This is a genomic window from Micromonospora sp. NPDC005171 (genome assembly GCF_040608575.1).
GTDB lineage: Bacteria > Actinomycetota > Actinomycetes > Mycobacteriales > Micromonosporaceae > Micromonospora.
On the sequence record NZ_JBEXIM010000001.1, the window covers coordinates 396,529 to 423,369 of the forward strand.

A 26,841-nucleotide genomic window follows, 5' to 3' on the forward strand; every position below is an offset into this window, starting at 1 on the left:
TCCCCCCTCGGTTCTCCCTTCCTGGTGGCGTGGTGCCGGCGGCCGGGACGGGCCGCCGGCACCACGGCGGGCAGAGTCAGGTCAGGCCGGGCCGTCCGCCCCGCTCGGCCCGTCGGCGGATTCGGCGGTACGCAGCCAGACCGCTGTGTCGGACGGCAGCAACCCGTCGTCGAGCGGCCCGCTGGCCAGCAGCAACTCCCCCTGAGCTGGCATCGGCACCGGCGCGGCGGACAGGTTGACCAGGCAGGTGAAGCCACCGCCACGGCTGAACGCCAGCACCCCGTCCGGGGCGGGCAACCAGGTCAGCTCGCCGTCACCGAGCGCCGGGGCGGCCTTTCGGGCCCGGATCGCCGCCCGGTACAGCTCCAGCATCGAGGCCGAGTCGCCGGTCTGCGCGCTGGCCGTCCGGTCCTTCCAGTCGGCCGGCTGCGGCAGCCACGGCGCCGCCGCGCCCTCGGGGCTGAACTCGAACGGTGGCTCGTCCCCGGCCCACGGCAGCGGTACGCGGCAGCCGTCCCGGCCGGGGTCGATCCGACCGGACCGCTCCCACATCGGGTCCTGCCGCATCGCGTACGGGATGTCCTCGACCTCGTAGAGGCCCAGCTCCTCGCCCTGGTAGACGTAGGCGGCACCGGGCAGCGACAGCGAGAGCAGCGCGGCGGCGCGGGCGCGGCGGGTGCCCAGCTCCAGGTCGGTGGGGATGCCCTCGCGTTTGGCGGCGAAGCTGAACCGGGTGTCCGCCCGGCCGTAGCGGGTGACGTGCCGGGTGACGTCGTGGTTCGAGAGCACCCAGGTGGCCGGTGCGTTGACCGGCGCGTGCGCGCTCAGCGTCCCGTCGATGCTCTCCCGCAGAGCCGTGGCGTCCCAGGCGCAGCCGAGGAAGTCGAAGTTGAACGCGGCGTGCAGCTCGTCCGGGCGCAGGTAGTTGGCGAACCGCTGCCGGTCCGGCAGCCACACCTCACCGATCAGCGCCCGGTCGGCGTACTCGTCGGCGACCCGACGCCAGCCCCGGTAGATGTCGTGCACCCCGTCGAGGTCATGGAACGGGTGCGGTTGGTCCTCGCGGACCTCGGGCAGCGTCCCGTCCTTGACCAGGAGCCCGGCCGAGTCGATCCGGATGCCGTCCACGCCCCGGTCGAACCAGAACCGCAGGATGTCCTCGAACTCCTCCCGCACCCGGGGGTGGTCCCAGTTGAAGTCCGGCTGTTGGGGGGCGAACAGGTGCAGGTACCAGTCGCCGGGGGTGCCGTCCGGGTTGGTGGTGCGGGTCCAGGTCGGCCCGCCGAACTCACCGACCCAGTCGGTGGGTCGCTCGTCGCCGTTCGGGCCGCGGCCGGGTCGGAACCAGAACAGGTCCCGTTCGGGCGCGCCGGGTCCGCCGGCGAGCGCGGCCTGGAACCAGGGGTGCGCGTCGGAGCAGTGGTTGGGCACCACGTCGACGATGGTCCGGATGCCCAGCGCGTGTGCCTCCGCGATCAGCGCCTCCGCCTCGGCGAGGGTGCCGAAGACCGGGTCGATGTCGCGGTAGTCGGAGACGTCGTAGCCGGCGTCGGCCATCGGGGACGGATACCAGGGGCTGAACCAGATCGCGTCGACGCCGAGCGCGGACAGGTGGTTCAGCCGGGACCGGATGCCGGCGATGTCACCGATGCCGTCGCCGTTACCGTCGGCGAAGCTGCGGGGATACACCTGGTAGATCACGGCTCCCCGCCACCACGGACTTCTGTCAGCTGTGGACACGAGCACCTGCTTTCTGCGTCAATACGTCGGCGGGTTCGCCGGACCTGGATATGTGTCGGGCGAACGGTCGTTGTTCGCCGCGCGGAGGAACGCGGTGGGGGCTATCCCTTGATGCTGCCCGTGGTCAGACCGGACATGATGTTCCGCTGGAAGATCAGGAAGATGATGACAGTCGGGATCGCGGCGATCACCGACGCGGCGATCACCACGTTCATCGGCGTGCCACCGGCGAAGGTGTAGATGCCGACGCTGACGGTCCGGGTCTCGGGCGACGGCATGACCAGCTTCGGCCAGAGGAAGTCCTTCCACACCGCCGTCACGGCGAAGATCGAGACGACGCCGAGGATGGGGCGCGACAGCGGCAGGATGATCGACCAGAGCGTGCGCAGCGAGGACGCCCCGTCCATCAGGGCCGCCGCCATCAGCTCCTCGGGGATCGAATCGAAGAACCGCTTCAACAGGAAGATGTTGAACGCGTTCGCGACCATCGGCAGCCAGATGGCGAACGGTGAGTCGAGCAGGTTGATGTGCAGGATCGGCAGGTCGAGCACCGTCACGTACTGCGGCACGATGAGGACCATCGCCGGGATCATCAGCGTCCCCAGCATCAGGCCGAGGATCACGTTGCCGAAGATCGGTCGAAGCTTGGACAGCGAGTACGCCGCCGCGCTGTCGAAGACCAGTTGGAACAGCACCGCGCCGATCGCGTAGTAGAAGGTGTTGAACAGCAGCTTGGCGAGGGCCAGGTTGTTCCACGCGTCGATGTAGTTCTGCGGCTGCGGGTCCTTCGGCCACAGCGACGGTGGGGTCTGCGCGATCTCCTGGCCGGACTTGAGCGCGCCGGTGACCATCCAGTAGAGCGGTCCGAGGAAGACGAGCGTGAACCCCGCCACGACCACGACCAGCAGCGTGCAGTAGATGACCCGGCCGCGCCCCCGGCTGAGCTGGGATTGGGAGATGAGGGTCCGGGTTCCGGAATCCTGTGCCATCCTCGCCGTCCTAGTCCTGTTTCGCAGTCAGCCGCACGTACACGGCGGAGAAGCCGGCCAGCACCACGAGCATGATCACGCCCAGGGCGGCGGCGCCGTTGAGGTCGTTCTGGAAGAACCCGTGCTGGTAGATGAGGTACGCCACCGAGGTCGCCGAGTCCTCCGCGCCCGCGCCGTTGGCGAGGATCAGCGGCTCGATGAAGAGCTGCATGGTGGCGACGATCTGCAACATCGCCAGGAGCGCGAGGATCAGCCGGGTCTGCGGGATCGTGACGTGGACGATCCGCTTCCAGATTCCGGCGCCGTCCAGCTCGGCCGCCTCGTACAGCTCGCCGGGGATGTTCTGCAACGACGCCAGGTAGATCAGCACCGCGCCGCCCATGTTCATCCAGGTCGACGCCACCACCATCGCCGGCATCGTCATCTCGGGCGACTGCATCCACTGCGACGTGGGCAGGTGCAGCGCCTTGAGGATCGCGTTGAAGAGCCCCGCCTCGCTGGGGTCGTACGCGTAGAACTTGAAGAGGAACAGCGCCGAGGCCGGCGGCAGCATCACCGGCAGGTAGACCAGGATCCGCAGGTACCCCTTGGCGTGCCGGAACTCGTTGAGCAGGATCGCCACGAAGAACGGCACCACGTACCCGAGGGCCAGCGCCAGGACCGTGAAGTAGAAGGTGTTCTGCCAGGCCGTCCAGAAGCTGGGGTCGGCGATGATGCGGGAGTAGTTGTCCCAACCCACCCAGGTGGTCTCGCCGCGCCGGGTCCGCTGGAAGCTCATGATGATGCCGCGGACCATCGGGTACCAGGAGAAGACGACGAAGCAGAGCACCGCGCCGATCAGGAACGTGTGACCGGTGAGGTTGTCCCGTACCTTGCGGCCGAGGCTGGTGCGCTGCGGCCTCGCCGAGTACGGCGACGGCGGGCGGCCCGGTTTCCTGGGGGTCTCCGGGACGGTGGTGATCGCCAAGGCAACTCCTGGGTGAGTCGGTGACGTCGAGATGTGGTGCGAGGAGCGTGGGGGCCGGGTCGGCGTACCGGCCCCCACACGATCTGTCAGCTCTCGGCGGCGAGGAGCTGGTTGACCTTCTCCTCGGCGGTCTTGAGCAGTGCGTCGATGTTCGAGTTCGGGTTGGTCAGCACACCCGACATGGCGGCGTCGAGCACCGCGTAGACGGCCTGCGCGTTGCGCGGCTCACCCTTGATCGGGACCGGGGTGGCCTCGAAGAGCGCGAAGTTCGCCGTGTCGACGTTCGCGTTCGCCTTCCGCAGCTCCAGCTCCTGCTTCTGCGCGTCACTGCCGTTGGCGAAGAGCAGCGGCTGGGGCAGACCCACCGGGTAGTTCTGCGGCTTGGCCCGGACGTAGTCGAACTGGCCCTTGCCCGGGGTGAGCTTCTGGTATGCGATCCACTTCAGACCGGCCTTGATCTGCTCGGGAGTGAGGTCCTTCTTGAAGAAGTAGCCCTCGCCGCCACCGAGCGTCCCCTTCGCCGCACCGTCCTGGCCGGGCAGCGGAGCCATCGCCCAGTCCTGGAACTTGCCCTGGAACTGGCTGACGATCGCCTGGGTGGCGTCCGGCGCGCCGATGAACATGCCGACCTTGCCCGCGCCGGCGTTCGTCAGCAGGTCGCCCCACTGCAGCAGCTGGCGGGCGCCCATGCTGTTGTCGCCGTACCGCATGTCCTTGAGGTTCTGTAGGACCTGCTTGCCCATGGGGTTGTTGAAGTCGGCCTTCTTGCCGTCCTCGGTCAGCACCCGGCCACCCTGGGAGTAGAGCAGGGAGGTGAAGTGCCAGCCGCCGGTGTTGCCGGCGCTGTACTCCGAGTAGCCGGCGATGCCGTTGCCGAGCGCGGAGATCTTCTTGGCGGCGGCCCGGACCTCGGCCCAGGTCTTGGGCGGGTTGTTCACGTCCAGCCCGGCCTGCTGGAACAGGGCCTTGTTGTAGACCAGGCCCATCGAGTAGTTCTTCACCGGAACGGCGTAGAGCTTGCCGCCGTCGGTGAAGACCTCCTTGAGCGCCGGGTCGACGCTGTCCCAGGTCGGGATCGCGTCCTTGTTGACGTGCTGACTGATGTCCATCGCCTGACCGGAGTCGAGCACCTGCTGGAGATCGGTCATGTACCCGTAGAAGACGTCGGTCACGGTGCCGCCGGCGAGGCGGGCGGTGAAGTCCGGCGGGTTGTTGCACTGCTCGCCGACGCTGACGCTCTTGATGGTGATGTCCGGGTTCTGCTTCTGGAACTCGGCGACGTCGTCGTTCCAGTTCTTCAACAGCTCTTTCTGGGCGCCGACCGGCTGACAGTCGACGGTGATGGTGACCTTGCCACCGGCGGTCGAGCCCTTGTCGTCGCTCTTCGTGGAGCACGCCGTGAGGCTGAGCCCCAGGCCGGCCACGAGCGCGACCGCCGCAGCCTTTCGGTATTGCGGTACGGACATCTGTCCATCCCTTCGGGAACGGGTGTCTCCAATGACCTTCGCTGATCTGCGGTGATACGACCTGACGCCCAGTAGCTGCGTCGGAGCCAGGTGTGAGTGGAGTCACTGTAGCGAGGCCGACTCATTTCGGCAAGGTATCGACCCTGTTCCGAAAGGACACGACGCGATGACGACAGATGTTGGCAAGAGTTTGAAAGCAGCCCTTTTTGCCAAGTTTTGCGCCGTTATAGCGGGTCATTCGACTCGGTCGATGCCGACAGTGGCTAGCGACGACGAAACGGCCGCCGACCGCAGGAGCGGTCGACGGCCGAAGCGTCGTTCGGGGTGGTGCCTAGCGGCCGGGAGCGGGCGCGGTGGAACCCCGCACCACCAACTCCGGCTCGAACAGCAGCTCGTCCTGCAGCACACCGGCACCCTCGATCTGGGTGACCAGCAGATCCACAGCGGCCTGCCCCATCGTCTCGATCGGCTGCCGCACCGTGGTCAACGGCGGATCGGTGCACGTCATGAACGCCGAGTCGTCGAAACCCACCACCGACACGTCGGCCGGCACCGAACGCCCCAACCGCCGGGCAGCGCGGATCGTGCCCAGCGCGAGTACGTCGCTGGCGCAGATGATGCCGGTCACGCCCCGCTCGACCAACTTCGTGGCGGCGACCCGCGCCCCCTCCATCGAGAAGCTGGAGCGTTCGACGCACTCGGCGTCGCCCTCACCCCAGCCGGCGACCTGGATCATCGCGTCGAGCTTGCGCCGGGACGGCACATGCCCCTCCGGGCCGAGCACCATCCCGATCCGCTCGTGCCCGAGCGAGCGCAGATGCCCGTACGCCTGCTCCACCGCCACCGCGTCGTCGGTGGACACCCGGGGAAAGCCCAGCTCATCCACACCAGCGTTGACCAGCACCACCGGAAGCCCCCGGTCGGTCAGCCGACGGTAGTGGTCGTGTCGAGCGTCGGCGAGCGCGTACGAGCCACCAGCGAAGATCACGCCAGAGACCTGGTGGTCGAGGAGCATCTCCACGTAATCCATTTCGGAGACCCCACCAATCGTCCGGGCACAGAGCGCCGGGGTGTAGCCCCGCTGGGCCAACGTGCCGGTGACCACCTCGGCCAGCGCCGGGAAGATCGGGTTCTGCAACTCGGGCAACACCAACCCGACCAGCCGGGCGCGCTCGCCGCGCAACTTGGTCGGCCGCTCGTAACCGAGCACGTCCAGCGCCGTCAGCACGGCGGTGCGGGTCGCCTCGGAAACCCCGTCGCGGCCGTTGAGCACCCGGCTGACGGTGGCCTCGCTGACGCCCGCCTTCTTGGCAACTTCCGTCAACCGCTTGGTCACGGTCGCAATCGTACGTCACCCTCATGAAAGAAATGAACAGCAAACTGCCCGGCATTTGCTGGCCGGCTGCCGCATTTTGCCCACCGCCGACCATTCCGACCCCCACCACCCGCAACACCGGACGCCGCTCTTGTCGGCGCGCGGCCTCACGAACACCAACGTCCGGCCATCACGAGCGCAAAGGTCCCGGCCACACGAGCGTCAACCCCTCCCGGCCGCCCGACCACCAAGGTCGCAGCCACCCCGAGCGCCAACGTCGCGGCGACCCCAAGCACCAACGTCCGGCCACCCCGAGCGCCAACGTCCCGGCCACCCGAGCGCTGAGGGCCGCGCGCCAACGACGGGCCAGCAGCTTCAAGCCCACCCCCGCCACCCAAGGCCCCGCCCGACGGCACGGTTTGCCCGATATGTGGTGACCCAGCTCGGCCGGGCCGATCCGGGCGGCCATGATCGACTCGGTTTCAATGATGTCGCGGCATTCCAGTGCCGCGGATACCGCGACTTCCTGAAACGCGAGTGGATCATGTGCAGCGCCGCGCACGGGAGCATCGCGAGACGCGCGGGAGCATCGCGAGACGCGGTACGCGGTGGCCTCGGGTGGGCTGGGGGGTCAGGACAGGTCGCGGAGGGCGGTTTCGATGGCCCGGTGGAACGTCGGGTACGCGTAGATCATGTGTCGGAGTTGACTCAGCGGCACCGCCGCGTGCACCGCCACCACCAGTGCGGACAGCACCTCACCGCCGGCCGGGCCGGCCGAGGTCGCGCCGATCAGTACGCCCTGGTCGGCGTCGGCGACGAGTTTGATGAAACCGTCGTCGCCGACCCGATGGATCCAGCCTCGGGTCGAGTTGGCGAGTTTGGTGAACCCCACCTGCACGTTGATGCCGCGCTCGCGAGCCTGCTGCTCGGTGAGCCCGACCGCGCCGATCTCGGGATCGGTGAAGGTCACCCGGGGCAGCGCGCGGTAGTCGGCGCGCGGGATGGTGCCGGCCGATCCGCTCGACCCGCTGGCGGCCAGCGAACTGGACGCGCCCATCGCTCCACCGACGACGCTGGAGGTGCCGCTGGCGTCCGCTCCCGCCTTCGCCTTCCGGGCGCGGGCCAGGATGTCGGCGATCACGATCCCCGCCTGGTACATGGCGATGTGGGTGAAGGCGCCCTCGCCGGTCAGGTCGCCGACCGCCCAGACCTGGTCGGTGGCGTGCAGACGGTCGTCGACCGGGAGGTAGCGCTGGCTGGCGTCCAGGCCGATGGTGTCCAGACCCAACTCGGCCAGGTGGGCCTTGCGCCCGGTCACCACCAGCAGCCGGTCGGCGGTGAACTCCGTGCCACCGCCGCCGCGCAGGGTGAACCTGCTGCCGTCGTGCTCGACCCGCTCGGCGCGTACCCCGGTGTGGATTTCCACGCCGTCGGCGCGCAGCGCCGCGGCGGCGACCTCGGACGCCTCGGGTTCCTCGATGGCCAGCACCCGGTCGAGTGCCTCGACCACTGTGACCCGGACTCCGAAGCGGGCGAAGACCTGCGCCAACTCCAGACCGATCGCGCCGCCGCCGAGGACGAGCAGCGACTCCGGCAACTCCTCGACCTCGATCGCCTGGTGGTTGGTCCAGTACGGCGTGTCGGCCAACCCGTCGATCGGCGGCACCGACGGACGGGTGCCGGTGCCCAGCACCACCCCGTGCCGGGCCTCGAACACCTGGTCACCGACGCGGACCCGGCGCGGACCGTCGAGCCGGCCGCTGCCCCGCACGAGCCGGCCGCCCTTGCCGATGAACCGCTCGGCGGCGACGGTGTCGTCCCAGGTGTCGGTGGCTTCCTCGCGGATCCGCTTGGCCACCGGCGCCCAGTCCGGCTGGACCTGCGCCGTCCCGGCGAGCCCGTCGACCCGGCGAGCCTCGGCGAGGGCGTTTGCCGCTCTGATCATCATCTTGCTCGGGATGCAGCCCCAGTACGGGCACTCTCCGCCGACGAGATCCCGTTCGACGCCGACGACGCTCAGGCCGGCCTCGGCGAGCCGCTCGGCCACCTCCTCGCCGCCGACTCCGAGCCCAACCACGACCACATCCACCAGCTCCGGCTCCGCCACACCGAACAGCATCCCCCAGCGGCACCACCCCAACCACCGGGGTCGGCGGAAAAGTCGGCACGCGCACCGGCCCGGACGCTTACCGTGGCCGGATGCACGCACGCTTCGCACCGGTCCGGGACTGCTTCCACGACCTGCTCGCCTCCGGCCGGGAGACCGGCGCCGGCCTGACCGTCTGGTACGACGGGCAGCCGGTCGTGGACCTGGTCGGCGGCTCCCGCAGCGGCCACGGGCCGGGTGGCGAGCCGTGGCTGCCGGACACGCTTGTGAACGTCTACTCGGTCGGCAAGCCGGTGGCCGCGCTCTGCCTGTTGCTGCTCGTCGACCGGGGAACTGTCGATCTCGACGCGCCCGTGGACCGGTACTGGCCGGAGTTCCGCACTCCGGCCACCGTGCGTCAGGTGTTGTCGCACACCGCCGGGCTGCCGGCCTTCCCGGTGCCCCGGCCGGCCGCCGCGATCGCCGACTGGGCGCTGCTCACCGGCGACCTGGCCGCCGCCGACCCCGAGTGGTCGCCGGGCTCGGTCGCGGGCGAACACGCCTGGACGTACGGGCATCTGGTGGGTGAGCTGGTCCGCCGCGTCGACGGACGGTCGGTGGGCCGGTTCCTGGCCGAGGAGATCGCCGATCGGTGGCAGCTCGACCTCGGCTTCGGGTTGACCGAGGTGGACCAGCGGCGCTGCGCGGATCTGCGGTACGGCGACCCGCAGTGGCCGAGCCGGAAGCTCGGCGAACCAGGGTCGCTGCGGGCGCGGGCGCTGGGCAACCCGGCGGGCGGGCTGGACCTGGCCGTGCTGAACAGCCCGCTGTGGCGGGGCGCCGAGATGCCCGCCGTCAACCTGCACGCCACCGCGCCCAGCCTGGCCCGGCTCTACGCCGGTCTGCTGGCCGGTGGCGTCCTGGACGGCGTCCGGCTGGTCAGCGCGGACCTGGTCGCGGAGGTGACCCGGGTCCAGCACGACGGACCGGACCTGGTGCTGGACCGCCCGGTGCAGTGGACGCTGGGCATGCAACGGGAGCCGGATGGCAGCTGGGGCATGGGTGGCATCGGTGGCAGCAGCGCGTGGGCGGACCCGGAGCGCGGCTACACCTTCGCGTACGCCACGGCGCACCTCGCCGAGCACGACCGGGTGGACGAGCTGGTCGAGGCGTTGCATTCGGTCTTCTGAGGCGGTCAGCGCAGCCAGACCGGGTCGGTGCCGGGCACCGACAGCGGCGGCGGGTAGTCCAGGGTGCGCCGGAGCTGGTCGGGCAGTCGCCACGGTTGGTGCACGGCCTTGCCCTGCACTCCGGCCAGCTCCGGCACCCAGCGGCGCACGTAGTCGCCGGCCGGGTCGTACCGTTCGGCCTGCCGGACCGGGTTGAACCCCCGGTAGGGCTTCGTGTCGTTGCCGGTGCCGGCGACCCACTGCCAGTTGCCGGAGTTGTTCGCCACGTCGCCGTCGAGCAGCCAGCGGAAGAACACCGCCACCCCGGACCGCCAGTCCTGCCCGAGGTGCTTGGTCAGGTAGCCGGCGGTGATCAGCCGAGCCCGGTTGTGCATCCAGCCTTGCATGCGCAGCTGCCGCATCCCGGCGTCGACGATCGGCATCCCGGTGCGTCCCTCGGTCCAGGCCGCCAACGCGTCGTCGTCGTAGCGCCACTGCTCGGTGGCACCCCGCTGGTACGCCGCCGTGGAGATCTCCGGGAAGGCGGCGGTGACCTGGTAGTAGAAGTCCCGCCAGCAGAGCTGCCGGACGAACGGGCCGGACCGGTCCCCGGCGCGGTTCGCCACCGCCAGCGGCGACACGCAGCCGAACCGCAGGTACGGGCTGAGTCGGGAGGTGTCGTCGCCAGCCATGTCGTCGTGCTGATCGCCGTACCGGGTCAGGTCGGGCAGCCAGTCGGTGAGCCGCTGCCTGGCGATCCGCTCGCCGCCGATGGCCGCGTCGGGCGAGCCGTCGGCTGGCAGCGTCGGCAGCTGGCCCACGCGTACCCGGTCGGGCAACGCGATCCGGCTTGGCGCGGCCAACTCCTCGCGCCACCGGTCGGCCGTCCAGGCCCGGTGGTACGGGCTGAACACCCGGTAGTGGTCACCACCGCCGGGCCGCAACGCACCCGGATCGACCACTGTCAACCCGGGGAACAGTCGCAGGTGCAGCCGGTGCCGCTCGCACTCGGAGCGTAGTCGCCGCTCCCGGCGCTTGGCGTAGTGGCTGACGTCGGCCGAGAGCGCGACGGCGGTGGCGCCGACCTCGTCGGCCAGCCGGATCGTCTCGGCCACCGGGTCGCCGTGCCGGACCACCAGGTCGCCACCACGGTCACGGAGCTGGGCGCGCAGGTCGGCGAGGGCCTGGTGCAGGAAGCGGGTGCGGTTGGCGGAGCGGTCGGCCAGCGCCGGGTCGAGCACGTACAGCGGCACCACCTGGTCGAAGGCCGCACAGGTGGTGGCAAGCGCCGGGTGATCGTGCACCCGCAGGTCGCGGGTGAGGAGCACGATCGCCGTGCTCGCGGTCACCGGCTCTCCGGATGGATCGTCGGCCCGGGGATGACGACCGGCGTACCGGTCGAGCTGAGCAGGGCCCGCGTGGCCACCGCCATCCGTCGGCGCTGCGGCACCAGGGCCCGCCGGACGAAGACGTCGTAACCCTGCGCGGCCACCTCGTCGAGGATGCCGCCGTAGAGCGCGTACGCGGTGCGCATGCAGGCCTGCGAGGCGGGCGCCAGCAGGGTGATGCCCGGCGCGGCTGCGGCGTAGTGCGCCTGGGCGCGGGTCACCTCGTACTCGATCAGCTCGCGGATCCGGGGCGTACCGCGGCCCCGGGCGCGGGCCTCGGCCAACTCCTCGCGGGTGATCCCGAACTTCGCCAGGTCCTCGTCCGGCAGGTAGGTGCGGCCCCGGTCGAGGTCCTCGGCGACGTCCCGGATGAAGTTGGTGAGCTGGAAGGCGAAGCCGAGCTGCCGGGCCGGCTCCCGGGCCGCCGCCGGGTCGGAGCTGCCCAGGATCGGCAGCATCATGGTGCCGATGACCGCCGCCGAGCCTTCCATGTAGTCGAGCAGGTGGTCGTAGGTCGGGTAGGCGGTGACGGTGAGGTCCATCGCCATGCTCGCCAGAAACGACGCAAAGTCGTCCCTGTCGAGATCGAAGACGGCGATGGTGTGCAGCACGGCCGGCAACAGTGGGTCGTCGACGGGCGCACCGTGCAGACCGGCCACGAACTGGCTGGCCCACCCGTCCAGCAGGGCGGCCCGCTCGGCCGGCGGTAGGTCCTCGGTGCGGTCGACGATCTCGTCCGCGTACCTGGTGAACCCGTAGAGGGCGTGCACATGTCGTCGTTTCCAAGCGGGGAGCAGTCGGGTGGCGAGATAGTAGGTCCGGCCGTGGCGTTTGTGCAGCGCACGGCATCGGTCATAGGCAGCGGTGAGATCAGTTTCCACCGGCCCTCCTCCGTTTATCGATGCACCAATCGACGCAACTCGTAGCCTAGGGTACGCTCAGCCGCATGGCCAACGACGCAGTTGCGGGCAACGTGACCCGCGTAGCGCCGACAGGGCCAGGGGACGGGGACGATCCGGTCCGCGCCGTTCTGGCCGCTTACACCCACGATCTGGTCACGGCGGTCGACGAGACCCTGGACACCTTCCTCACCGCCGAGGTCCACGCCCTCAACGACATCGACGCATCGATGGGCAGTTTCGCCGCCACCGCGCGGGAGGCCGTCCTGGCCGGCGGCAAGCGGATCCGGCCCACGTTCGCCTACTGGGGGTGGCGCGGGGCCGTCGGTGGCACCGCGGCGCTGCCACCTGTGCTGCCCGCGCTGGCCGCGCTGGAGCTGCTGCACACCTTCGCGCTGGTGCACGACGACGTGATGGACGCGTCCACCACCCGCCGCGGCCGCCCCACCGCGCACGTCGCGCTCGCCGCGCAGCACGTCGCCGCCGGCCACCGAGGCGATCCGGGCCGGTTCGGTAAGGCCGTCGCCGTGCTCGTCGGCGACCTGTGCATGGTCTGGGCCGACCAGTTGCTGGCCCATGCCTCGATTCCATCGGCTCGGCTCTTCGAGGTGCGCCGCTGCTACGACCAGATGCGGGTGGAGACGGTCGCCGGGCAATACCTCGACGTGCTCGGCGAGAACGACCCGACCAGCTGGTCGGTCGACCGGGCGTTGCGGGTGGCCCGCTACAAGACCGCCAGCTACACGGTTCAGCGACCACTGCTCTTCGGGGCCTGCCTGGCCGGGGTGCCCGCCGACGACCCGCTGGTCTCCGCGTACACCCACTATGGCCTGGCTGTCGGCGAGGCGTTCCAGCTGCGCGACGACCTGCTCGGTGTCTACGGTGACCCGGCGGCCACCGGCAAGCCAGCCGGGGACGACCTCCGCACCGGCAAGCCGACCACGCTGCTCACGCTTGCCCGGGAGCTGGCCACGCCGGCCCAGCTCACCGCGTTGGAGCGGGCCGCGGACGGGCCTGTCGACACGCTCGCCGGGCTGGTCGCCGAGACGGGCGCGGTGACCCGGGTGGAGCAGATGATCGCCGAGCGGGTCAGCGACGCGCTGGCCGCGCTCGACGCCGCACCCGTGGACCAGACGGCGCGGACCGCGCTGACCGGCCTGGCCACCGCCGCTGCCAACCGGCGGGCCTGATGAGCGACTTGAGCGAGGATGTGGTGACGTGCGGACGGTGACAGGACGGACGGACCGGGTGGTGGTCGTCGGCGCCGGGCTGGGCGGGCTCGCCTGCGCGCTGCACCTGGCCGGCAGCGGTCGACAGGTGACAGTGCTGGAGCGCGAACCGGTGCCCGGCGGGCGGGCCGGACGGCTCGGCGTGGACGGCTACGAGTTCGACACCGGCCCGACAGTGCTCACGATGCCCGACCTGATCGCCGAGGCGCTCGGCGCGGTCGGCGAGGAGCTGCACGACTGGCTGGACCTGACCCCGCTCGACCCCGCCTACCGGGCCTACTACCCGGACGGTTCGACCCTCGACGTGCTCACCGACACCACCCGGATGGCAGCCGAGATCTCCCGGGTCTGCGGGGCCCGGGAGGCCGACGGCTACCTGCGCTTCGTCGAGTACGCGCGGGAGCTGTGGCGGCTGGAACGCACCGACTTCATCGAACGCAACCTGGACGCGCCGACCGACCTCATCACCGGCAACCTGCTCAAGCTGCTCGGCGGCGGGGCCTTCCGGCGCCTCCAGACGAAGATCAACCAGTTCTTCCGGGACCCGCGTACCCAGCGGATCTTCTCCTTCCAGGCGATGTACGCCGGCCTCGCGCCACACGACGCGCTGGCCATCTACGCGGTCATCGCGTACCTCGACTCGGTGGCGGGGGTCTACTTCCCGCGCGGCGGCATCCACGCGGTCTCCAGGGCAATGGCCGGCGCCGCCGAGAAGCACGGCGTGCAGATCCGGTACGACACCACTGTGACCCGGGTGGAGACCGCGAACGGCCGGGCCACCGGCGTGCTCACCGCCGACGGCGACCTGGTGCCGGCGGACGTGGTGGTGCTCAACCCCGACCTGCCGGTCGCCTACCGGGACCTGCTCCCCGCCGCGCCGGCCCGTCGCCTCACCTACTCGCCGTCCTGCGTCGTTCTGCACGTCGGCTCCCGGCAGGCCTATGCGAAGATCGCCCATCACAACATCCATTTCGGACGCGCGTGGAAGGGCACCTTCGATGAGGTCATCCGACGGGGTGAGCTGATGACCGATCCGTCGCTCCTGGTGACCAACCCGAGCCGGACCGACCCCGCGGTGGCCCCGCCGGACCGGCACACCTACTACGTGCTCGCCCCGGTGCCCAACCTGCACCGGGCGCCGTTCGAGTGGCGCGGCGACCTGACCGAGCGCTACACCGACCAACTGATCGGCACCCTGGAGGAGCGCGGCTACGTCGGCTTCGGTGCTGGGGTCGAGGTGCTCCGGGCAATCACCCCCGCCGAGTGGGAGGAGCAGGGGATGGCGGCGGGCACCCCGTTCGCCGCCGCGCACACGCTCTTCCAGACCGGCCCGTTCCGCCCGTCCAACCTGCACCGCGACCTGTCGAACGTGGTGTTCGTCGGCTCCGGGACCCAACCCGGCGTCGGCGTACCGATGGTGCTCATCTCCGGCAAGCTCGCCGCCGGCCGGATCACCGGGGAAGGCCGATGAGCAGCCGTGAGAAACACCTCGTCGAACTCGTCGACGAGACCGGCAAGGCCCACGGCGAGACGACCGTCGCGGCCGCGCACCAACCCCCGGGGCAACTGCATCGGGCCTTCTCGGTGTTGCTGGTGGACCCGGACGGGCAGGTGCTGCTCCAGCGCCGGGCCGCCGCCAAGACCCGGTTCCCGCTGCGCTGGGCCAACTCCTGCTGCGGCCACCCGCAGCCTGGGGAGTCGCTCGCCGAGGCGGCCAACCGACGGTTGAGTGAGGAGTTGGGCGCAGGCCCGGTCGAGTTGACCGAGGTCGGCATCTACGTCTACTACGCCGAGGACCCGGCTACCGGTCGGGTCGAGTTCGAGTACGACCATGTGCTGCGAGGCGATTTCCTGCCCGGCGCCCCGCTCCTGCCGGACCCGGACGAGGTGGCCGAACTGCGGTGGGCCGATCCCACCGCGCTGGAGGCCGATCTGGAACTCGATCCCCGCTCGTACGCGCCCTGGCTGGGCGGGGTGGTGAACCGGCTGCTCCGCCCCTCGGGGTCCCGGTCGGGCGCAACCGGCCCGGCCATGACCCCGCCCGGATCGTCGGCGGATGACACGGCGGAGCGGTCGGGTGGTCGATGAGGCGCTGAGCGCGGGCGCTGTCGCACGCCGGTTGGGGGTCGCGGTGACGACCCTCCGCACCTGGCACCAGCGCTACGGGCTCGGGCCCAGCGAACACATCCCCGGTCACCACCGCCGGTACACACCCAGCGATCTGGCCCGCCTCGAGATCATGCGACGGCTCACCGCCGAGGGGGTGAGCCCCGCCGAGGCGGCCCGCTGGGCTCGCCAGGCACCGGATCCGACGCCCAATGGCACAGGCGTCGTCGCCCCCACCCGGATCCACCCGACCGGCCGGGACGGCGGCGGCTCCATCCCGGTCGGCCGTGCCGGCCCGGCCGCCCGCGGACTGGCCCGGGCAGCCATGCGGTTGGACGCGGCGGCGATCAGCGAGACGATCGCGCACGCGCTGGCCACCAGCGGGGTCGTCGCCACCTGGGAGGGCCTGCTGCGCCCGGTGCTCGCCGGCATCGGCGAACGGCACGCCGCCACCGCCGGTCTGATCGAGGTGGAACACCTGGTGTCCCGCTGCGTCTCGGAGGCGCTCGCGGCGGCCAGTCGGGCCAAGGTCCCCACCGGGCCAGCCCGGATCCTGCTCTCCTGCGCCGACGAGGAGCAGCACACCCTGCCGCTGGAGGCGTTGGCGGCAGCTCTCGCGGAGGCCGGTGTCAGCTACCGGATGCTCGGCGCCCGGGTGCCGGTGGCCGCCCTCGTCGAGGCGGTCAACCGGACCGGACCGGCAGCCGTGGTGCTCTGGTCGCACACCCGGGCCACCGCCGACCCGGCCCAACTCAGCGCGCTGCTCGCCGCACCCCGGCGCCCGTTGCTGGTGCTCGCCGCCGGCCCCGGCTGGCGGGCCGACACGCTGCCCGCCGGGGTGGTGCGGCCGGTCGACCTGGCCGAGGCGGTCTCGCTCTCCGCCGCCGTCCGCGACTCGCTGGACCAGTCGAGGCGTGATTGATCGCACTGTCGCCAGCAGGCGGTGTGAACTACCGTCGGGCGGGTCCGCCTACCCCGACCCCCCGGGAGCGAGCAGATGCAAGCCCGCGCCGTCCTGGCGTCCGTCCTCGCCATGGCGCTGGTTCTGTCCGGCTGCGCCCAGCCGAACCGCACCATCGCACCCGCCGGCGCTCCACGGCCGGTGGAATCGACCACGCCTCCCACCCCGACGCCGCACCCCAGCGTCACCAAGCCGGCCAAGCCGCCACTGCGGCCGCTGCCGGCCAAGCTCCCCGCCGGCCTGGGGCGCAACACCGGCGTACGACCGGTGGCCCTGACGTTCGACGACGGGCCCAGCCCGGCCTGGACACCCAAGGTGCTCGACCAACTCAAGGCCGCCAAGGTGACAGCGACCTTCTGCGTCGTCGGTCGCGAGGTGCAGCGGCACCCGGAGTTGGTCCGACGGATCGTCCGGGAGGGACACCAGCTCTGCAACCACAGCTGGCGACACGACCTCGATCTTGCCCGGCGGCCTGTCGCCGAGATCCGGGCCGACCTGGACCGCACCAACAAGGCCATCCGGAAGGCCGTCCCCGGCGCGAAGGTGTCGTTCTACCGGCAGCCAGGCGGCCGGTGGACGGCTGAGGTGCTGGGGGTGGCCAAGAGCCTCGGCATGCGCCCGCTGCACTGGTCGGTCGATCCGCAGGACTGGGACAAGCCGACAGCGGCCACCATCGGCAAGCGGGTGCACGCCGCCACCCGCCCCGGTGCGATCGTTCTGCTGCACGACGGGGGCGGAAATCGGGCCGCGACGCTCGCCGCCTGCCCGAAGATGATCGCCGATCTGAAGAAGCGCTTCGGCATCACCCGACTCCGCTAGAACCGCTCTGACCTGCGGTTATGGCCCGTCCCAAGCCCTTGCGGATACCGATTTTGTCGACCGACCGGGCATCACGTATGCTTTCCAAGCCTCCGGCGGGGCCGGATGGGAGCAAGTCCGCTTGAAGTTGCGAATGTGCAATGATGGCGGGGCCGCCCTCATCGTCTAGCGGCCCAGGACGCCGCCCTTTCAAGGCGGTAGCACGGGTTCGAATCCCGTTGGGGGCACGACCGGCGCAAGCCGGAGCAACACAAGCTAGGTCCTGTGGAGCAGTTGGAGTGCTCGCCGCCCTGTCAAGGCGGAGGTCGCGGGTTCAAGTCCCGTCAGGACCGCAGCGCTGACGCCGCGCCCCGCGCGGCGTTCTGCGTATCGGAGCAGGTCGCCTTGCCGCCGGTTCGTCCGGTTGCTGGGTAACATGAGCCGAGCGACACGGCCAGGTAGCTCAGTTGGTACGAGCGTCCGACTGAAAATCGGAAGGTCGGCGGTTCGACCCCGCCCCTGGCCACATAGCCTTTCGCCGGGCTACTGAAGCGCCGACCAGCGAAAACGCCGGTCGGCGCTTCTGCGTCCACGAAGCTGCCGCATCGATCGCCGTTGGCCGTAGTTGACCGCTCTTGGCCGCTCATTGCCGCCGGCTATCGCACGTAGGTCGCACGCCGCTTCCCCGTCTGCCAAGATGATCAAATTTGGTTTCGGTCCCTCTCGTGACCTTTGGCGTCGCTACTCTCTGCTTGTGAACGACATCCGAGTGTCAAGCCGTGACCGAGAAGCGGTCGTAGTCCGGCTCGGCGTCGCTGCGAGCGAGGAGAGGTTGACCCTCGTAGAGTTCGAGGACCGGTTAGCGCTTGCCTACGCCGCGAAGACCTACGGCGAACTAGACGTTTTGGTGGCCGACCTGCCGACGCTGGCGCGCGATCATGAAGGCATGGCACGCAAGCAAGCAAGCCAGGCACGCGATCATGAAGGCATGGCACTGTCGCTCTTGGCGCTTGCCGCTGGTGTGCTCTGGGTGCCGTTGTACCAATACCTGCACCCCAGTCTCCTTCCGGGAGCCGCTGGCGTTGTGTTCGGCCTCTTCGGCTTACGCGCAAATACGCCACTTCTCGGCCGCGCGCTGGCAACCTTGGGAGTTCTCGGCGGGTCACTATGCGTCGCACTGCAAGTCGCCTGGGTCGCCTACCACATCCTTGACTGAACTGCGCTACGCCCCAACCTGCTGCCATCCCGTCTGCCGCCGACCCACACACCGTGGAGCGGATCAGGGCCAGGGTGACAAGGTGGAGCACCCCACTGTCTGAACGACCTTGTCGCCCTGGCCCTGATCTGCTCGGCTTGCCTGGGTCGGTGGCTGGCGGGATGGCATCCCACCACCCACGAACCGCAACCGTTCGGCAACTCCATCCATCGACGAAGCGCTACTCGTTGATGATCTCTGGGGGCACGGCGGGGGCACGCAGCGTCGCCGGCGGTGGCGGTCTAGGCTGACCCGCATGCCTGCCGATCATGGCGCACGTGACCTAGGCCAGCTGATGGAGCGCGTCAATGCCGGTTATTTTGAGGAGGCCCGCGACATTGCGTGGCTAGGCTTTGTGCCCGCCGGCAAGGCGTCGAGCATCAACGCCGTCGCCGGACTCAATCCCCAGCAGCTGGCGACGGAGATCGGGATCTCCGCGATGGAGCCGCCGAGCGCGATCGCCCTGGTACGGCGACGCTGCCCGGGCATCGTCATCGCCATGGGCCGCCCAGGCGAACCCGATCCGCGCCAACCCTTGCGTCCAGGCGGCGCCGTGCTGTGGCATTACGACGGTACCCAGGAGTCCGCGGCCCTGCCCCCGCCCGACCCGGACGCCGCAGGGGTGGTGACGGAGCTTGCCGCGCAACGGTCCTGGGGCCCGCCTGCGGTCACCTTGCAGGCGGCGGCGCGGCTGCGCGAGGTACCCGTCAAAGAATTGTTGTCTTTGCTCGTCCACCCGCCGCAGTCGCCGGTGCGCACACGGATGTCCGTGTGGGAGCGGACCGTACAGGCGTGGTGCTGCCTTGGCCTGCTGCACCGGGGTGAAACGGGGCTGCTGGCCGACATCGTCTTCGGCGTCGAGGACTGGACCACCGAGGCGGCCGTCTACGCGCTGGTGGCCTCGGCGTGGACGGACCCGGCGCAACGGGCCGGTGTCGCCGCGCTGGTGGCCGAGCGCTTCGAGAAAGCGTTTACGGCGCAACAGACCCGGCCCGTGCTCATCGCGACGTCGCTGGCGCAGCTTGCGTGCGTGACTCCGGACCTGTCCGCCGCCACGCGCGACGCGGCCCGGCGGATGCTTGCCGAAGACGTGCTGCCCTCGGCGCAACCACAACCCAGACGGACAGTGTGGAACAAGCTGCGGGGCCGCTGACACCGGCGCCGCGTCACCCTCATCCGACCAACTGCGGATAGCGCGACAGTGGAGGCGCGAGTGGCATCGTTTGTCGCACAGGTACGCGGCGGGGCAGCGCGGGGAGGTATGGAGCGAGATCCGCGAGCTCGGACCAGTGCCATCCCGCCTCACCGCGGACGTTGACGCCGTGGCCACGGAGACGATGCGCCGCGTCAACCGCCACGTGTAGCGATTGGCGACCGCCTATGTCGAGCTCGGGTTGGTGCCTTCGGGCGGGGGGCGGCCGTGATGTCGCCGACCAGGTGCGCCTACGACCGACCGCCGATGACCCGGCCGACCTTGCCCGCCTCTCCCGCAAGATCGGCGGGATCCCGGCCGCTCTGCGGGCCTGCTTGACCGAGGTGGGCCCGGTCGCCCTCTACGGTGACTGCCCGGCCCCTCGGGCTCTACTACGACCAGCGGCCCACCCCATCGGGGGGCCTGACGCACGGTGGCGTGGCGTCAGCGGTCTCGGCGACCCTGCGAGCGATGCTGGGCCACGCTGCCCTGGATCGCCTCCCACACGCTGCGTCCGGCCTCTCGCAGCGTCTCCCCCGCCTGCTCGGCGAGCTGGGCCGCACCCTGGGCGGCGGCCTGCGCCGCGCCCGGCAGACCACCGTCGCCGCCCCCGGACGGGCTCGGACCGGGCGCAGCCGACTGACCAAGCTGGTTGCCGGTCTGCCCGGCCGCCGGCCCCGCCTGTCCCTCGGGGCGCTGCTGGTCCCGGCCCGCCCCTGCCGGGCTTCCTCCGCCACCCGAGCCTTCGGGCCGCTCACCATCGGCGTGACGCGACCCCTCGTGCCGCTGGCCTTCCGGGCGGTGGCCACCTGGCGCGCCGGCCTCCGGATGCGGGCTCTGCGGATGCGGACTCTGCGGATGCGCCTGGTCAGCTGACCCCGGGCCGTCGGCTCGCGGCCCGGGTCCACCGGCACCCGGTTCCCAGCCGACCCGACCTGACCCGGACCGACCCGCAGCCGGCCGATCAGAACCCGGCCGATCAGAACCCGGCCGACCAGGGCCGGACTGATCGAGACCGGGGCGATCGAGACCCGGCCGGCCAGAACTCGATGGCCGACCTGGCCGAGCTGGATCCAGCCGATCGGAACCCGGCCGATCGGAACCCGGCCTATCGGAACCCGGCCGGTCACGACCGGGCAAGGGGCCGGCCGCGCCGACGTGCCGGCCCGGCTCGTCGCGTACGGCGTCCGAGCGCCGACTCGACGTTCTCATCTCCGCCGCGTCCGCTGTCAACTGCTGGGCGCTGCGGTTCACGTCGTCGAGGGCGGTGCCGGCCGTGCGCGCGAGCGTCTCGATGATGTGTGGGTTGTTGTCGATCGTGTCGAGCGCTCGGCCCAGGATTCTGGTCAGCTGCTCCAGCCGCACCCGCAGCTGCGCCTCGGCGTTCACCCCGTTGACTGTCAACTCGGCGCCGTTGAGGTGCACCCGCACGCCGGCGTCGACCTGAAGCAGGTTGGCCACCCGGGCCCGCAGCGACAGGTCAGCCTCCAGACCGTCGACCACCAGCCGAATCGAGTCGACGGAGACCTTCGGAATGTCGAGCAGGACGTCCGGGTTCCCGCTGTCGGCGTTCCGGTCCGGCTCGCGCTGCTGCCCGCTCTCGCTCATGCTCTCCCGCCCCGCCTGCACACCGGCCCGGTCGTCCGAGCCGTTGGGCGCGGTTACCCGCTTTCCGGCGGGGCATCCCGTCCGTGACGACCCGGCGACCCTCTGTCTGGAACCGGGCACCGCGCGAAGCTGCACACCGAGGCATCAGCCGGTATGGTCCGGGCCTATGGGACAGGAATTGACTGATCCGGCCGACATCCGGCAGGACGTCGGCCAGTTCTCTCTCCGGTGCAGCCTTCTCGTCCCGGGCTCCGCCGAGCATGCGTTCGCGGTCTTCACCGACGAGCTGACCGACTGGTGGGTCACCGAATACACCTGGTCCGGCCCGGACGCGCTGGCCGAGCTGGGCATGGAGCCGCGGGCCGGCGGCATGCTCTACGAGCTGGGCCCGTACGGTTTCCGCGCCGACTGGGGCCGGGTCCTCACCTGGGATCCGCCTCGCCGACTGGTCTTCGTCTGGCAGATCGGCCCGGACCGGGCGCCGGTGCCGGATCCGGCCCGCGCCAGCGAGGTCGAGGTGCTGTTCCATTCCGAGGGGCCGGGGCGCACCCGGGTCGAGCTGGAGCACCGGCACTTCGACCGGCACGGCGAGGCTGCCGAGGGTTACCGCAAGGCGCTCACCGCCGGCTGGCACGAACTGCTCACCCGCTACGTCGCCACGGTGTCGCGCCACCGCCCCACCACGACGGCCTGACGACCCACCGGGTCAGCGGCCGAGCCGCCGATCGGCGGCGGGCCCGCCGAGGTCCCGGCCACCAAGGTTCGCGCGTTGGCCGGCCTCCGCCCCGGAGCCGAAGCCGGTGCCGCCCAACCGGCGCGGCGGCGCGGTACGCAGTCGGGGATATTCCTCGGTGAGCCGGCGCTGCACCCGGTCAGACCGGTCGGCCAGCACCAGCGCCATCGACGGTGCGCCCGATTCGCTGGCCGCCGCCGACTCGGCCGCCCAGAGTCGACCGCCGACCACTTCCGCGAAGCCGGCCAGCCAGGAGCGACGGAAGGCGGCGGGGTGGTCGTCGGCAGGCACCTCGGTGGCGGCCAGACCGTGCGCCGCCTGCACGAGCAGCGAGGTGAAGAGCAGGTCGACCCGTTCCAGGTCGCTGGCGAAGCCGAAGAGGTGCAGGGCGAAGCCGTTGCCCTGCCGACGGCGTACGCAGCGGCAGCGCAGGGGCTCGGCCACCGCGGCGAGCAGGCCTACCTTGTCGCGGGCGTACGGGGCGACGACGTCCAGCACCCGATCGCCGACCGGGTCGGTGGTCGGGTCCCGGGCGGCGAGCAGCGCCCGGTCCACGCCGTAGCGGGCGATCAGCTCGGTCGCCTTGGCGGTGAACGCGGCCGACTCGGCCGGCGTGCAGGCCGGGTCCTCGGCCTGGGCCAGCAGCTTGCGCACCTTGCTGAGCATGGCCTCGGACATGGCTACAGAGCTATCACACGGGCCGGACATCATCGGGGCCGCGCCGGCATCAATCGATACGTATCATCGTCACGGCCAGATGATCAGTCCGATACGGACGGTCAGTCAACCGTTTGGGAGGAACGAACGGATGCCATCCCCGACCGCTCGCCTGCTCGCCGTCGCCACGGCCACCGCACTGCTCTCCGTCGGCGCGCCCGCGCGGGCGGAGCCAATTACACCGAACACACCGGTCAGCTCCGGGCCGAACGCATTCGGCCCGCTCGCCACCTGTTACGGCGGGGCGGTCCGGTCGTACTTCGAGACCGGCCGCTACGGCGGCTCGGCCGGCCAGTACCGCACCACGACGCGTTGTCGCGACATCAACGTCCGCAACGCGAGCGTGTACGCCACCGAAGCGTGCGTGATCTTCGTCGACAAGACGAGTGCCTGCAACTACTGGACCTACCTGCCGGCCAACTCGGGTTGGATCACCGTGGCGACCGACGTCAAGGACGGGGTCAACTTCCGGGTCCGCTTCGAGAACCTGCGGTACGAGTACGAGCCGCTGATCGCGTACCACGCATTCTGACTGGCCCGCGGTCGCGGCGTCCGCCCCCCGACGGACGCCGCGACCCGGCGGCGCGTCAGCCGGCGCGGCTGCGCAGGGTGGCGATCGTCGAACCGGCGAGGGTCAGCAGGCAGTCGGGGAGCAGCCCGTCGGCCGCCGCCGCGCCGAACAGAGCCTCGCCGGTCGGTTCGTCCCGATTCGCGTACGCGCTGACGAAGCGGGCCACCCAGCGGGTGTCGTACCCGGCCTGATCGATCCCCGGGAAGTCGAGCGCCGCCCCGCTGGCCGCCGGCGCGTCGCCGAGCATGGTCGCGGCCAGGCACCAGGCGACCCCGTACGCGCCGTTCAGGCCAGCCCGGTCGACGACCGCGTCGAACGCTCCCACCACCGCGTCTCCATCGCCGGTCAGCGCCGAACGGAGCACGGCGGCCGCGTCATCGAACGTCTGCTGTGGTAGGTCGGTCACGCAGCGCACAGTAGGACGGGTGGTCAAGCCTTCCCGCGACCGTCACTGTCCGTGTTCAACGCGAGCGACCTGCGCATTACGCCACCTCCACGGTCCCGCCCCCGGCCTCGGCACGCTAATGTGCGCAGCGGACCTTCGCCGGAGGAAGGACGACCATGTTCGTATCACGCCGCTCGCGGGTAGCCACACTGGCTGCCTGCGCGACGATCCTGCTCGCCACAAGCGCTTGCGGGGATGACAAGCCCGAGGAGGCGAGCGCCCAACAGGTGCGCCTCTACGGCACGGACGGCAACATGCTCAACTCCTATCCTGCGGAGTTGAAGGAACGGGCCAGTCTCGTGGACGGGATGAAGGGCACCACGCCGCTCACCCCGCTGCCAGACGACTTCAAGAGCCGACTGCGAGCCGTCAACCCGGCGCTGACGGACTACCTGTACTCCGCCGAGACGTACGACGCGGTGGTGATCGCCGTACTCGCCGCCCAGTTGGCCGGCAGCACCAACCCCGCCGACATCGCGAAGCAGATCGTCGGGGTGACCAACGACGGGCAGCGCTGCGAGGACCCGGCCAGCTGTCTCGCGCTGGCCCGCAACGGGCAGGACATCGAGTACCGCAGCGTGTCGCTGACCCGGGCCGGCTTCACCGACAAGGGTGAGCCGGCCACCGCGAGCTACGCCACGCTGACCTTCGACGGGCAGCAGATCAACGACGGCAAGACCGAGTTCGTCGGCGCGGGCATCGAGTCGGCGGCGAGCACCAAGACGCCGCCGAAGCCGAAGAAGCAACGCCCCGGTTCGAACTCCGACCAGGAACCGCTGATCCTGGGCGGTCTGCTGCCGAAGACCGGTGACCTCGCGATCGCCTACCCGCCGATGGCCGCCGGCGCCGCGCTGGCGATCAGGGAGATCAACGCTGCTGGCGGCGCGCTGGGCAAGCCGGTCACGTGGATGGACGGCGACGACGGCACCAGCCCGACGGTGGCCAAGGCGACGGTGGCCAAGCACGTGACGGACGGCGTCAGCGTGATCATCGGTGCGGGTGGTTCGGGCATCTCCCGTGAGGTACTGCCGGACGTGGTGCAGGCCGGGAAGATCCTCTTCTCCCCGTCCAACACCGACAGCAGCCTGACCGACGTCGAGGACAAGGGCCTCTACTTCCGCACCGCGCCGCCGGACAGCCTCCAGGGCCGGGCGCTGGCCGACGTGATCCTCCGCGACGGGTCACAGAAGATCGTCATCGTCGCCCGCAAGGACTCCTACGGTGAGGGCCTGCAGGGCACCGTCCGCGACGAGCTGGAGAAGGCCGGCATCGCCAACGACCGGCTCAAGCTGATGACGTACGAGCCGCCTGCCGACGCGAAGGCACCGCCGGTCGACTTCAGCAGCGGCGCGAAGGAAGTCAAGGAATTCGGCGCGGACGCCGTACTGATCATCGGTTTCGGTGAGTCCGCCCAGGTGATCCGCGGTCTGGCCGACGCCGGGGTGCAGATCCGGCAATAGGCAGGACCCAAGACCCACGACGGCCGCACCGGCTCTCCGCCGGTGCGGCCGTTCTGGTACGCGGGATCAGCGCGGCCGGCGGCGCTCCAGGAACTCGGTCATCCGGCGGTGCTTCTCGCCGTCCTCGAAGAGCACCGCCTGGCTGACCAGGTCCAGATGCGGGTGCGCGGCGGCCGGCGCGTCCACCGCCAGCTTGGTCAGCCGCACCGCCAACGATGAGCCCAGGGCGATCTCGTCCAGCAACGCGTGCGCCACCGTCAGCAGCTCGCCGGGCTCGTCCACCACCCGGTTCACCAGGCCGATCCGCAGCGCCTCGGTGGCGTCCACCCGCCGGCCGGTGAAGAGCAGCTCCTTGGCCCGGCCCTCGCCGATCAACGCGGGCAGCCGGTGGGTCGCGCCGGCGCCGGCCAGGATGCCCAACCGCACCTCCGGCTGACCGAAGACCGCCCGCGCCGTGCACACCCGCAGATCGCAGGCGTACGCCAGTTCCGCGCCACCGCCCAACGCCGGGCCGTCGACGGCCGCCACGGTCGGCATCGGCAGCGCCCGGATGCGGGCGAAGGCGGCCGAGTTGATCGCGGCGAGGGCGTCCGTGCGGCCCCGTTCGCGGAGCTGGCCGATGTCGGCGCCACCAGCGAAGATGCCCGCCGTGCCGCCGGTGAGCAGCAGCAGGCGCGGGTGCGCCTCCAACTCGGCGCAGACCTGGTGCAGCTCGGCGATCAGGTCGGCGTCGATGGCGTTGCGCTTCTCCGGCCGGTCCAGGGTGACCACCAGCCGGTCCGGCCGCTCCTCGATCCGCAACCCGCTCACTGTTTGACCCCGCCTTCCCAGCGGTAGAAGCCCTGCCCGGACTTCTTGCCCAGCCGTCCGGCGGCCACCATCTCCACCAGCAGCGGCGGCGGCGTGAAGCGGTCCCCGTACGCGGCCTGGAGAGTGCGGGCGATGTCCAGCCGCACGTCGAGGCCGACCAGGTCGGTGAGCTCCAACGGCCCGATCGGATGGCGGTAGCCGAGCACCATGGCCTTGTCGATGTCCGCCGGGCTGGCCACCTCGTCGGCGACCATCCGGATCGCCTCCAACCCGAGGGTGACCCCGAGCCGGGAGGTGGCGAAGCCGGGCATGTCGCGTACGACGACGGGGTCCTTGCCGAGCCGGCCGGCGAGCGCGACGGCCGCGGCGGTGGTCTCCTCGGCGGTGGCCGGGCCGACCACGATCTCCAGCAGCGTCATCGCCCAGACCGGGTTGAAGAAGTGCAGGCCGAGGAAGCGTTCGGGCGCGTCCAACTCGGCGGCGAGCGCACCGATGGCGATGCTGGAGGTGTTGCTGCCCAGCAGCTCCGGGCGCAGCGCGGCGGCGTCCCGCAGCACCGACCGCTTCAGGTCCAGGCGCTCCGGCACCGCCTCCACGATCACCTGGGGGGCGGGAGCGACATCGGCGAGCGTCGGGCGCAACGTCACCCGCTGCCGGTTGGTGGCGGCCTCGTCAGCGCTCAGCTTCCCGCGCTGCACCGCCCGCTCCCACAGCTCGGCGAGCCGGTTGAGCGCGCCCGCACCGCGCTCGGGGTCCACCTCGACCAACTCGACGGCGTGCCCGGCGCCGGCCGCCACGTACGCGATGCCAAGCCCCATCGTGCCGGCACCGACGACCACGAAACGATCGCTCATCACGCCCCCCTGTCCCGCCCGCAGACGCGCGGGGTCCCCGCCACGCCGGCCCGGGTGTCCCGCCCGCTCCGCTCGCTCATGGT

General features: G+C 70.8%; 24 protein-coding genes and 3 tRNA genes. 14 read left to right on the top strand and 13 right to left on the bottom strand.

What is annotated here, in order from left to right; translation table 11 throughout:
- Window positions 1–81: 81 nt before the first annotated feature.
- From ABZU74_RS01815 to ABZU74_RS01840, 6 genes are all read right to left on the bottom strand, one after another.
- Window positions 82–1,740, bottom strand: coding sequence for an alpha-amylase family glycosyl hydrolase (locus ABZU74_RS01815; protein WP_355417183.1), 1,659 nt, complete (start codon window positions 1,738–1,740; stop codon window positions 82–84).
- A 101-nt stretch (window positions 1,741–1,841) separates the two neighbouring features.
- The gene (locus ABZU74_RS01820; RefSeq protein ID WP_355417186.1) at window positions 1,842–2,729 is read right to left on the bottom strand and encodes a carbohydrate ABC transporter permease; all 888 of its coding nucleotides are present in this window, start codon (window positions 2,727–2,729) and stop codon (window positions 1,842–1,844) included.
- A 10-nt stretch (window positions 2,730–2,739) separates the two neighbouring features.
- Window positions 2,740–3,696, bottom strand: coding sequence for a sugar ABC transporter permease (locus ABZU74_RS01825; protein ID WP_355417189.1), 957 nt, complete (start codon window positions 3,694–3,696; stop codon window positions 2,740–2,742).
- 86 nt (window positions 3,697–3,782) lie between these two features.
- On the bottom strand, window positions 3,783–5,162 hold the full coding sequence (locus ABZU74_RS01830; protein ID WP_355417192.1) for an extracellular solute-binding protein: 1,380 nt from the start codon (window positions 5,160–5,162) through the stop codon (window positions 3,783–3,785).
- 331 nt (window positions 5,163–5,493) lie between these two features.
- Window positions 5,494–6,498, bottom strand: coding sequence for a LacI family DNA-binding transcriptional regulator (locus ABZU74_RS01835; protein WP_355417195.1), 1,005 nt, complete (start codon window positions 6,496–6,498; stop codon window positions 5,494–5,496).
- Window positions 6,499–7,108: 610 nt separating this feature from the next.
- Window positions 7,109–8,596, bottom strand: coding sequence for an NAD(P)/FAD-dependent oxidoreductase (locus ABZU74_RS01840; protein ID WP_355417198.1), 1,488 nt, complete (start codon window positions 8,594–8,596; stop codon window positions 7,109–7,111).
- A gap of 80 nt (window positions 8,597–8,676) precedes the next feature.
- On the opposite strand from ABZU74_RS01840, the gene ABZU74_RS01845 reads away from it, so the two are divergent.
- The gene (locus tag ABZU74_RS01845) at window positions 8,677–9,753 is read left to right on the top strand and encodes a serine hydrolase domain-containing protein (RefSeq protein WP_355417201.1); all 1,077 of its coding nucleotides are present in this window, start codon (window positions 8,677–8,679) and stop codon (window positions 9,751–9,753) included.
- Between the two features lie 5 nt (window positions 9,754–9,758).
- Here ABZU74_RS01845 and ABZU74_RS01850 read toward each other — a convergent pair whose 3' ends face one another.
- Together ABZU74_RS01850 and ABZU74_RS01855 are read right to left on the bottom strand one after the other, a co-directional pair.
- A complete protein-coding gene (locus tag ABZU74_RS01850; protein ID WP_355417204.1) occupies window positions 9,759–11,081 on the bottom strand; it encodes a deoxyribodipyrimidine photo-lyase in 1,323 nt (440 codons plus the stop codon).
- On the bottom strand, window positions 11,078–12,001 hold the full coding sequence (locus ABZU74_RS01855) for a phytoene/squalene synthase family protein (protein WP_355417207.1): 924 nt from the start codon (window positions 11,999–12,001) through the stop codon (window positions 11,078–11,080). The genes ABZU74_RS01850 and ABZU74_RS01855 overlap by 4 nt, the downstream gene beginning before the upstream one ends.
- Window positions 12,002–12,066: 65 nt before the next feature.
- Here ABZU74_RS01855 and ABZU74_RS01860 point away from each other — a divergent pair, with 65 nt between their 5' ends.
- The 10 genes from ABZU74_RS01860 to ABZU74_RS01905 all read left to right on the top strand — a co-directional run bounded on the left by ABZU74_RS01860 (window position 12,067) and on the right by ABZU74_RS01905 (window position 19,521).
- Window positions 12,067–13,209, top strand: a complete 1,143-nt coding sequence (locus ABZU74_RS01860; RefSeq protein WP_355417214.1) for a polyprenyl synthetase family protein — start codon at window positions 12,067–12,069, stop codon at window positions 13,207–13,209.
- 28 nt (window positions 13,210–13,237) lie between these two features.
- Window positions 13,238–14,719: a phytoene desaturase family protein gene (gene crtI / locus ABZU74_RS01865; protein WP_355417217.1), complete on the top strand. Its 1,482-nt coding sequence runs from the start codon at window positions 13,238–13,240 to the stop codon at window positions 14,717–14,719.
- Window positions 14,716–15,336: an isopentenyl-diphosphate Delta-isomerase gene (idi, locus tag ABZU74_RS01870; RefSeq protein ID WP_355417220.1), complete on the top strand. Its 621-nt coding sequence runs from the start codon at window positions 14,716–14,718 to the stop codon at window positions 15,334–15,336. The genes crtI and idi overlap by 4 nt, the downstream gene beginning before the upstream one ends.
- A complete protein-coding gene (locus ABZU74_RS01875; protein ID WP_355418215.1) occupies window positions 15,326–16,276 on the top strand; it encodes a MerR family transcriptional regulator in 951 nt (316 codons plus the stop codon). Before idi ends, ABZU74_RS01875 begins: the two co-directional genes overlap by 11 nt.
- 75 nt (window positions 16,277–16,351) lie before the next feature.
- Entirely contained in the window at window positions 16,352–17,134 is a 783-nt protein-coding gene (locus ABZU74_RS01880) for a polysaccharide deacetylase family protein (RefSeq protein ID WP_355417223.1), read from the top strand.
- Window positions 17,135–17,288: 154 nt separating this feature from the next.
- Window positions 17,289–17,361: transfer RNA gene (locus tag ABZU74_RS01885), tRNA-Glu, on the top strand.
- Window positions 17,362–17,392: 31 nt separating this feature from the next.
- Window positions 17,393–17,466: transfer RNA gene (locus tag ABZU74_RS01890), tRNA-Asp, on the top strand.
- Window positions 17,467–17,565: 99 nt separating this feature from the next.
- Window positions 17,566–17,639, top strand: a tRNA-Phe gene (locus ABZU74_RS01895).
- A 228-nt stretch (window positions 17,640–17,867) separates the two neighbouring features.
- A complete protein-coding gene (locus tag ABZU74_RS01900) occupies window positions 17,868–18,329 on the top strand; it encodes a DUF1707 domain-containing protein (protein ID WP_355417226.1) in 462 nt (153 codons plus the stop codon).
- Window positions 18,330–18,624: 295 nt separating this feature from the next.
- Entirely contained in the window at window positions 18,625–19,521 is an 897-nt protein-coding gene (locus tag ABZU74_RS01905; RefSeq protein WP_355417229.1) for a hypothetical protein, read from the top strand.
- Between the two features lie 483 nt (window positions 19,522–20,004).
- On the opposite strand, the gene ABZU74_RS01910 is transcribed toward ABZU74_RS01905, so the two are convergent.
- Window positions 20,005–21,168, bottom strand: a complete 1,164-nt coding sequence (locus ABZU74_RS01910) for a hypothetical protein (protein ID WP_355417232.1) — start codon at window positions 21,166–21,168, stop codon at window positions 20,005–20,007.
- Window positions 21,169–21,334: 166 nt separating this feature from the next.
- Here ABZU74_RS01910 and ABZU74_RS01915 point away from each other — a divergent pair, with 166 nt between their 5' ends.
- Window positions 21,335–21,862 (top strand): SRPBCC family protein, encoded by a 528-nt coding sequence (locus ABZU74_RS01915; RefSeq protein WP_355417235.1) that lies wholly within the window; start codon window positions 21,335–21,337, stop codon window positions 21,860–21,862.
- A 12-nt stretch (window positions 21,863–21,874) separates the two neighbouring features.
- Here ABZU74_RS01915 and ABZU74_RS01920 read toward each other — a convergent pair whose 3' ends face one another.
- Window positions 21,875–22,579: a DUF2786 domain-containing protein gene (locus tag ABZU74_RS01920; RefSeq protein ID WP_355417237.1), complete on the bottom strand. Its 705-nt coding sequence runs from the start codon at window positions 22,577–22,579 to the stop codon at window positions 21,875–21,877.
- 130 nt (window positions 22,580–22,709) lie between these two features.
- Here ABZU74_RS01920 and ABZU74_RS01925 point away from each other — a divergent pair, with 130 nt between their 5' ends.
- Window positions 22,710–23,150 carry a hypothetical protein gene (locus tag ABZU74_RS01925; RefSeq protein ID WP_355417239.1) on the top strand — a complete coding sequence of 147 codons (441 nt, stop codon included), beginning with the start codon at window positions 22,710–22,712 and terminating at the stop codon, window positions 23,148–23,150.
- A 55-nt stretch (window positions 23,151–23,205) separates the two neighbouring features.
- Here the strand turns inward: ABZU74_RS01925 and ABZU74_RS01930 are convergent, their stop codons facing one another.
- On the bottom strand, window positions 23,206–23,595 hold the full coding sequence (locus tag ABZU74_RS01930; RefSeq protein WP_210784162.1) for a hypothetical protein: 390 nt from the start codon (window positions 23,593–23,595) through the stop codon (window positions 23,206–23,208).
- 155 nt (window positions 23,596–23,750) lie between these two features.
- Between ABZU74_RS01930 and ABZU74_RS01935 the strand changes: the two genes are divergently transcribed.
- Window positions 23,751–25,094 carry an ABC transporter substrate-binding protein gene (locus ABZU74_RS01935; RefSeq protein WP_355417242.1) on the top strand — a complete coding sequence of 448 codons (1,344 nt, stop codon included), beginning with the start codon at window positions 23,751–23,753 and terminating at the stop codon, window positions 25,092–25,094.
- A gap of 66 nt (window positions 25,095–25,160) precedes the next feature.
- On the opposite strand, the gene ABZU74_RS01940 is transcribed toward ABZU74_RS01935, so the two are convergent.
- Both ABZU74_RS01940 and ABZU74_RS01945 read right to left on the bottom strand, forming a co-directional pair.
- Complete coding sequence (locus ABZU74_RS01940) at window positions 25,161–25,904, bottom strand: enoyl-CoA hydratase/isomerase family protein (RefSeq protein ID WP_355417245.1); 744 nt, start codon at window positions 25,902–25,904, stop codon at window positions 25,161–25,163.
- A complete protein-coding gene (locus ABZU74_RS01945; protein ID WP_355417248.1) occupies window positions 25,901–26,758 on the bottom strand; it encodes a 3-hydroxyacyl-CoA dehydrogenase family protein in 858 nt (285 codons plus the stop codon). Before ABZU74_RS01945 ends, ABZU74_RS01940 begins: the two co-directional genes overlap by 4 nt.
- Window positions 26,759–26,841: the final 83 nt, after the last annotated feature.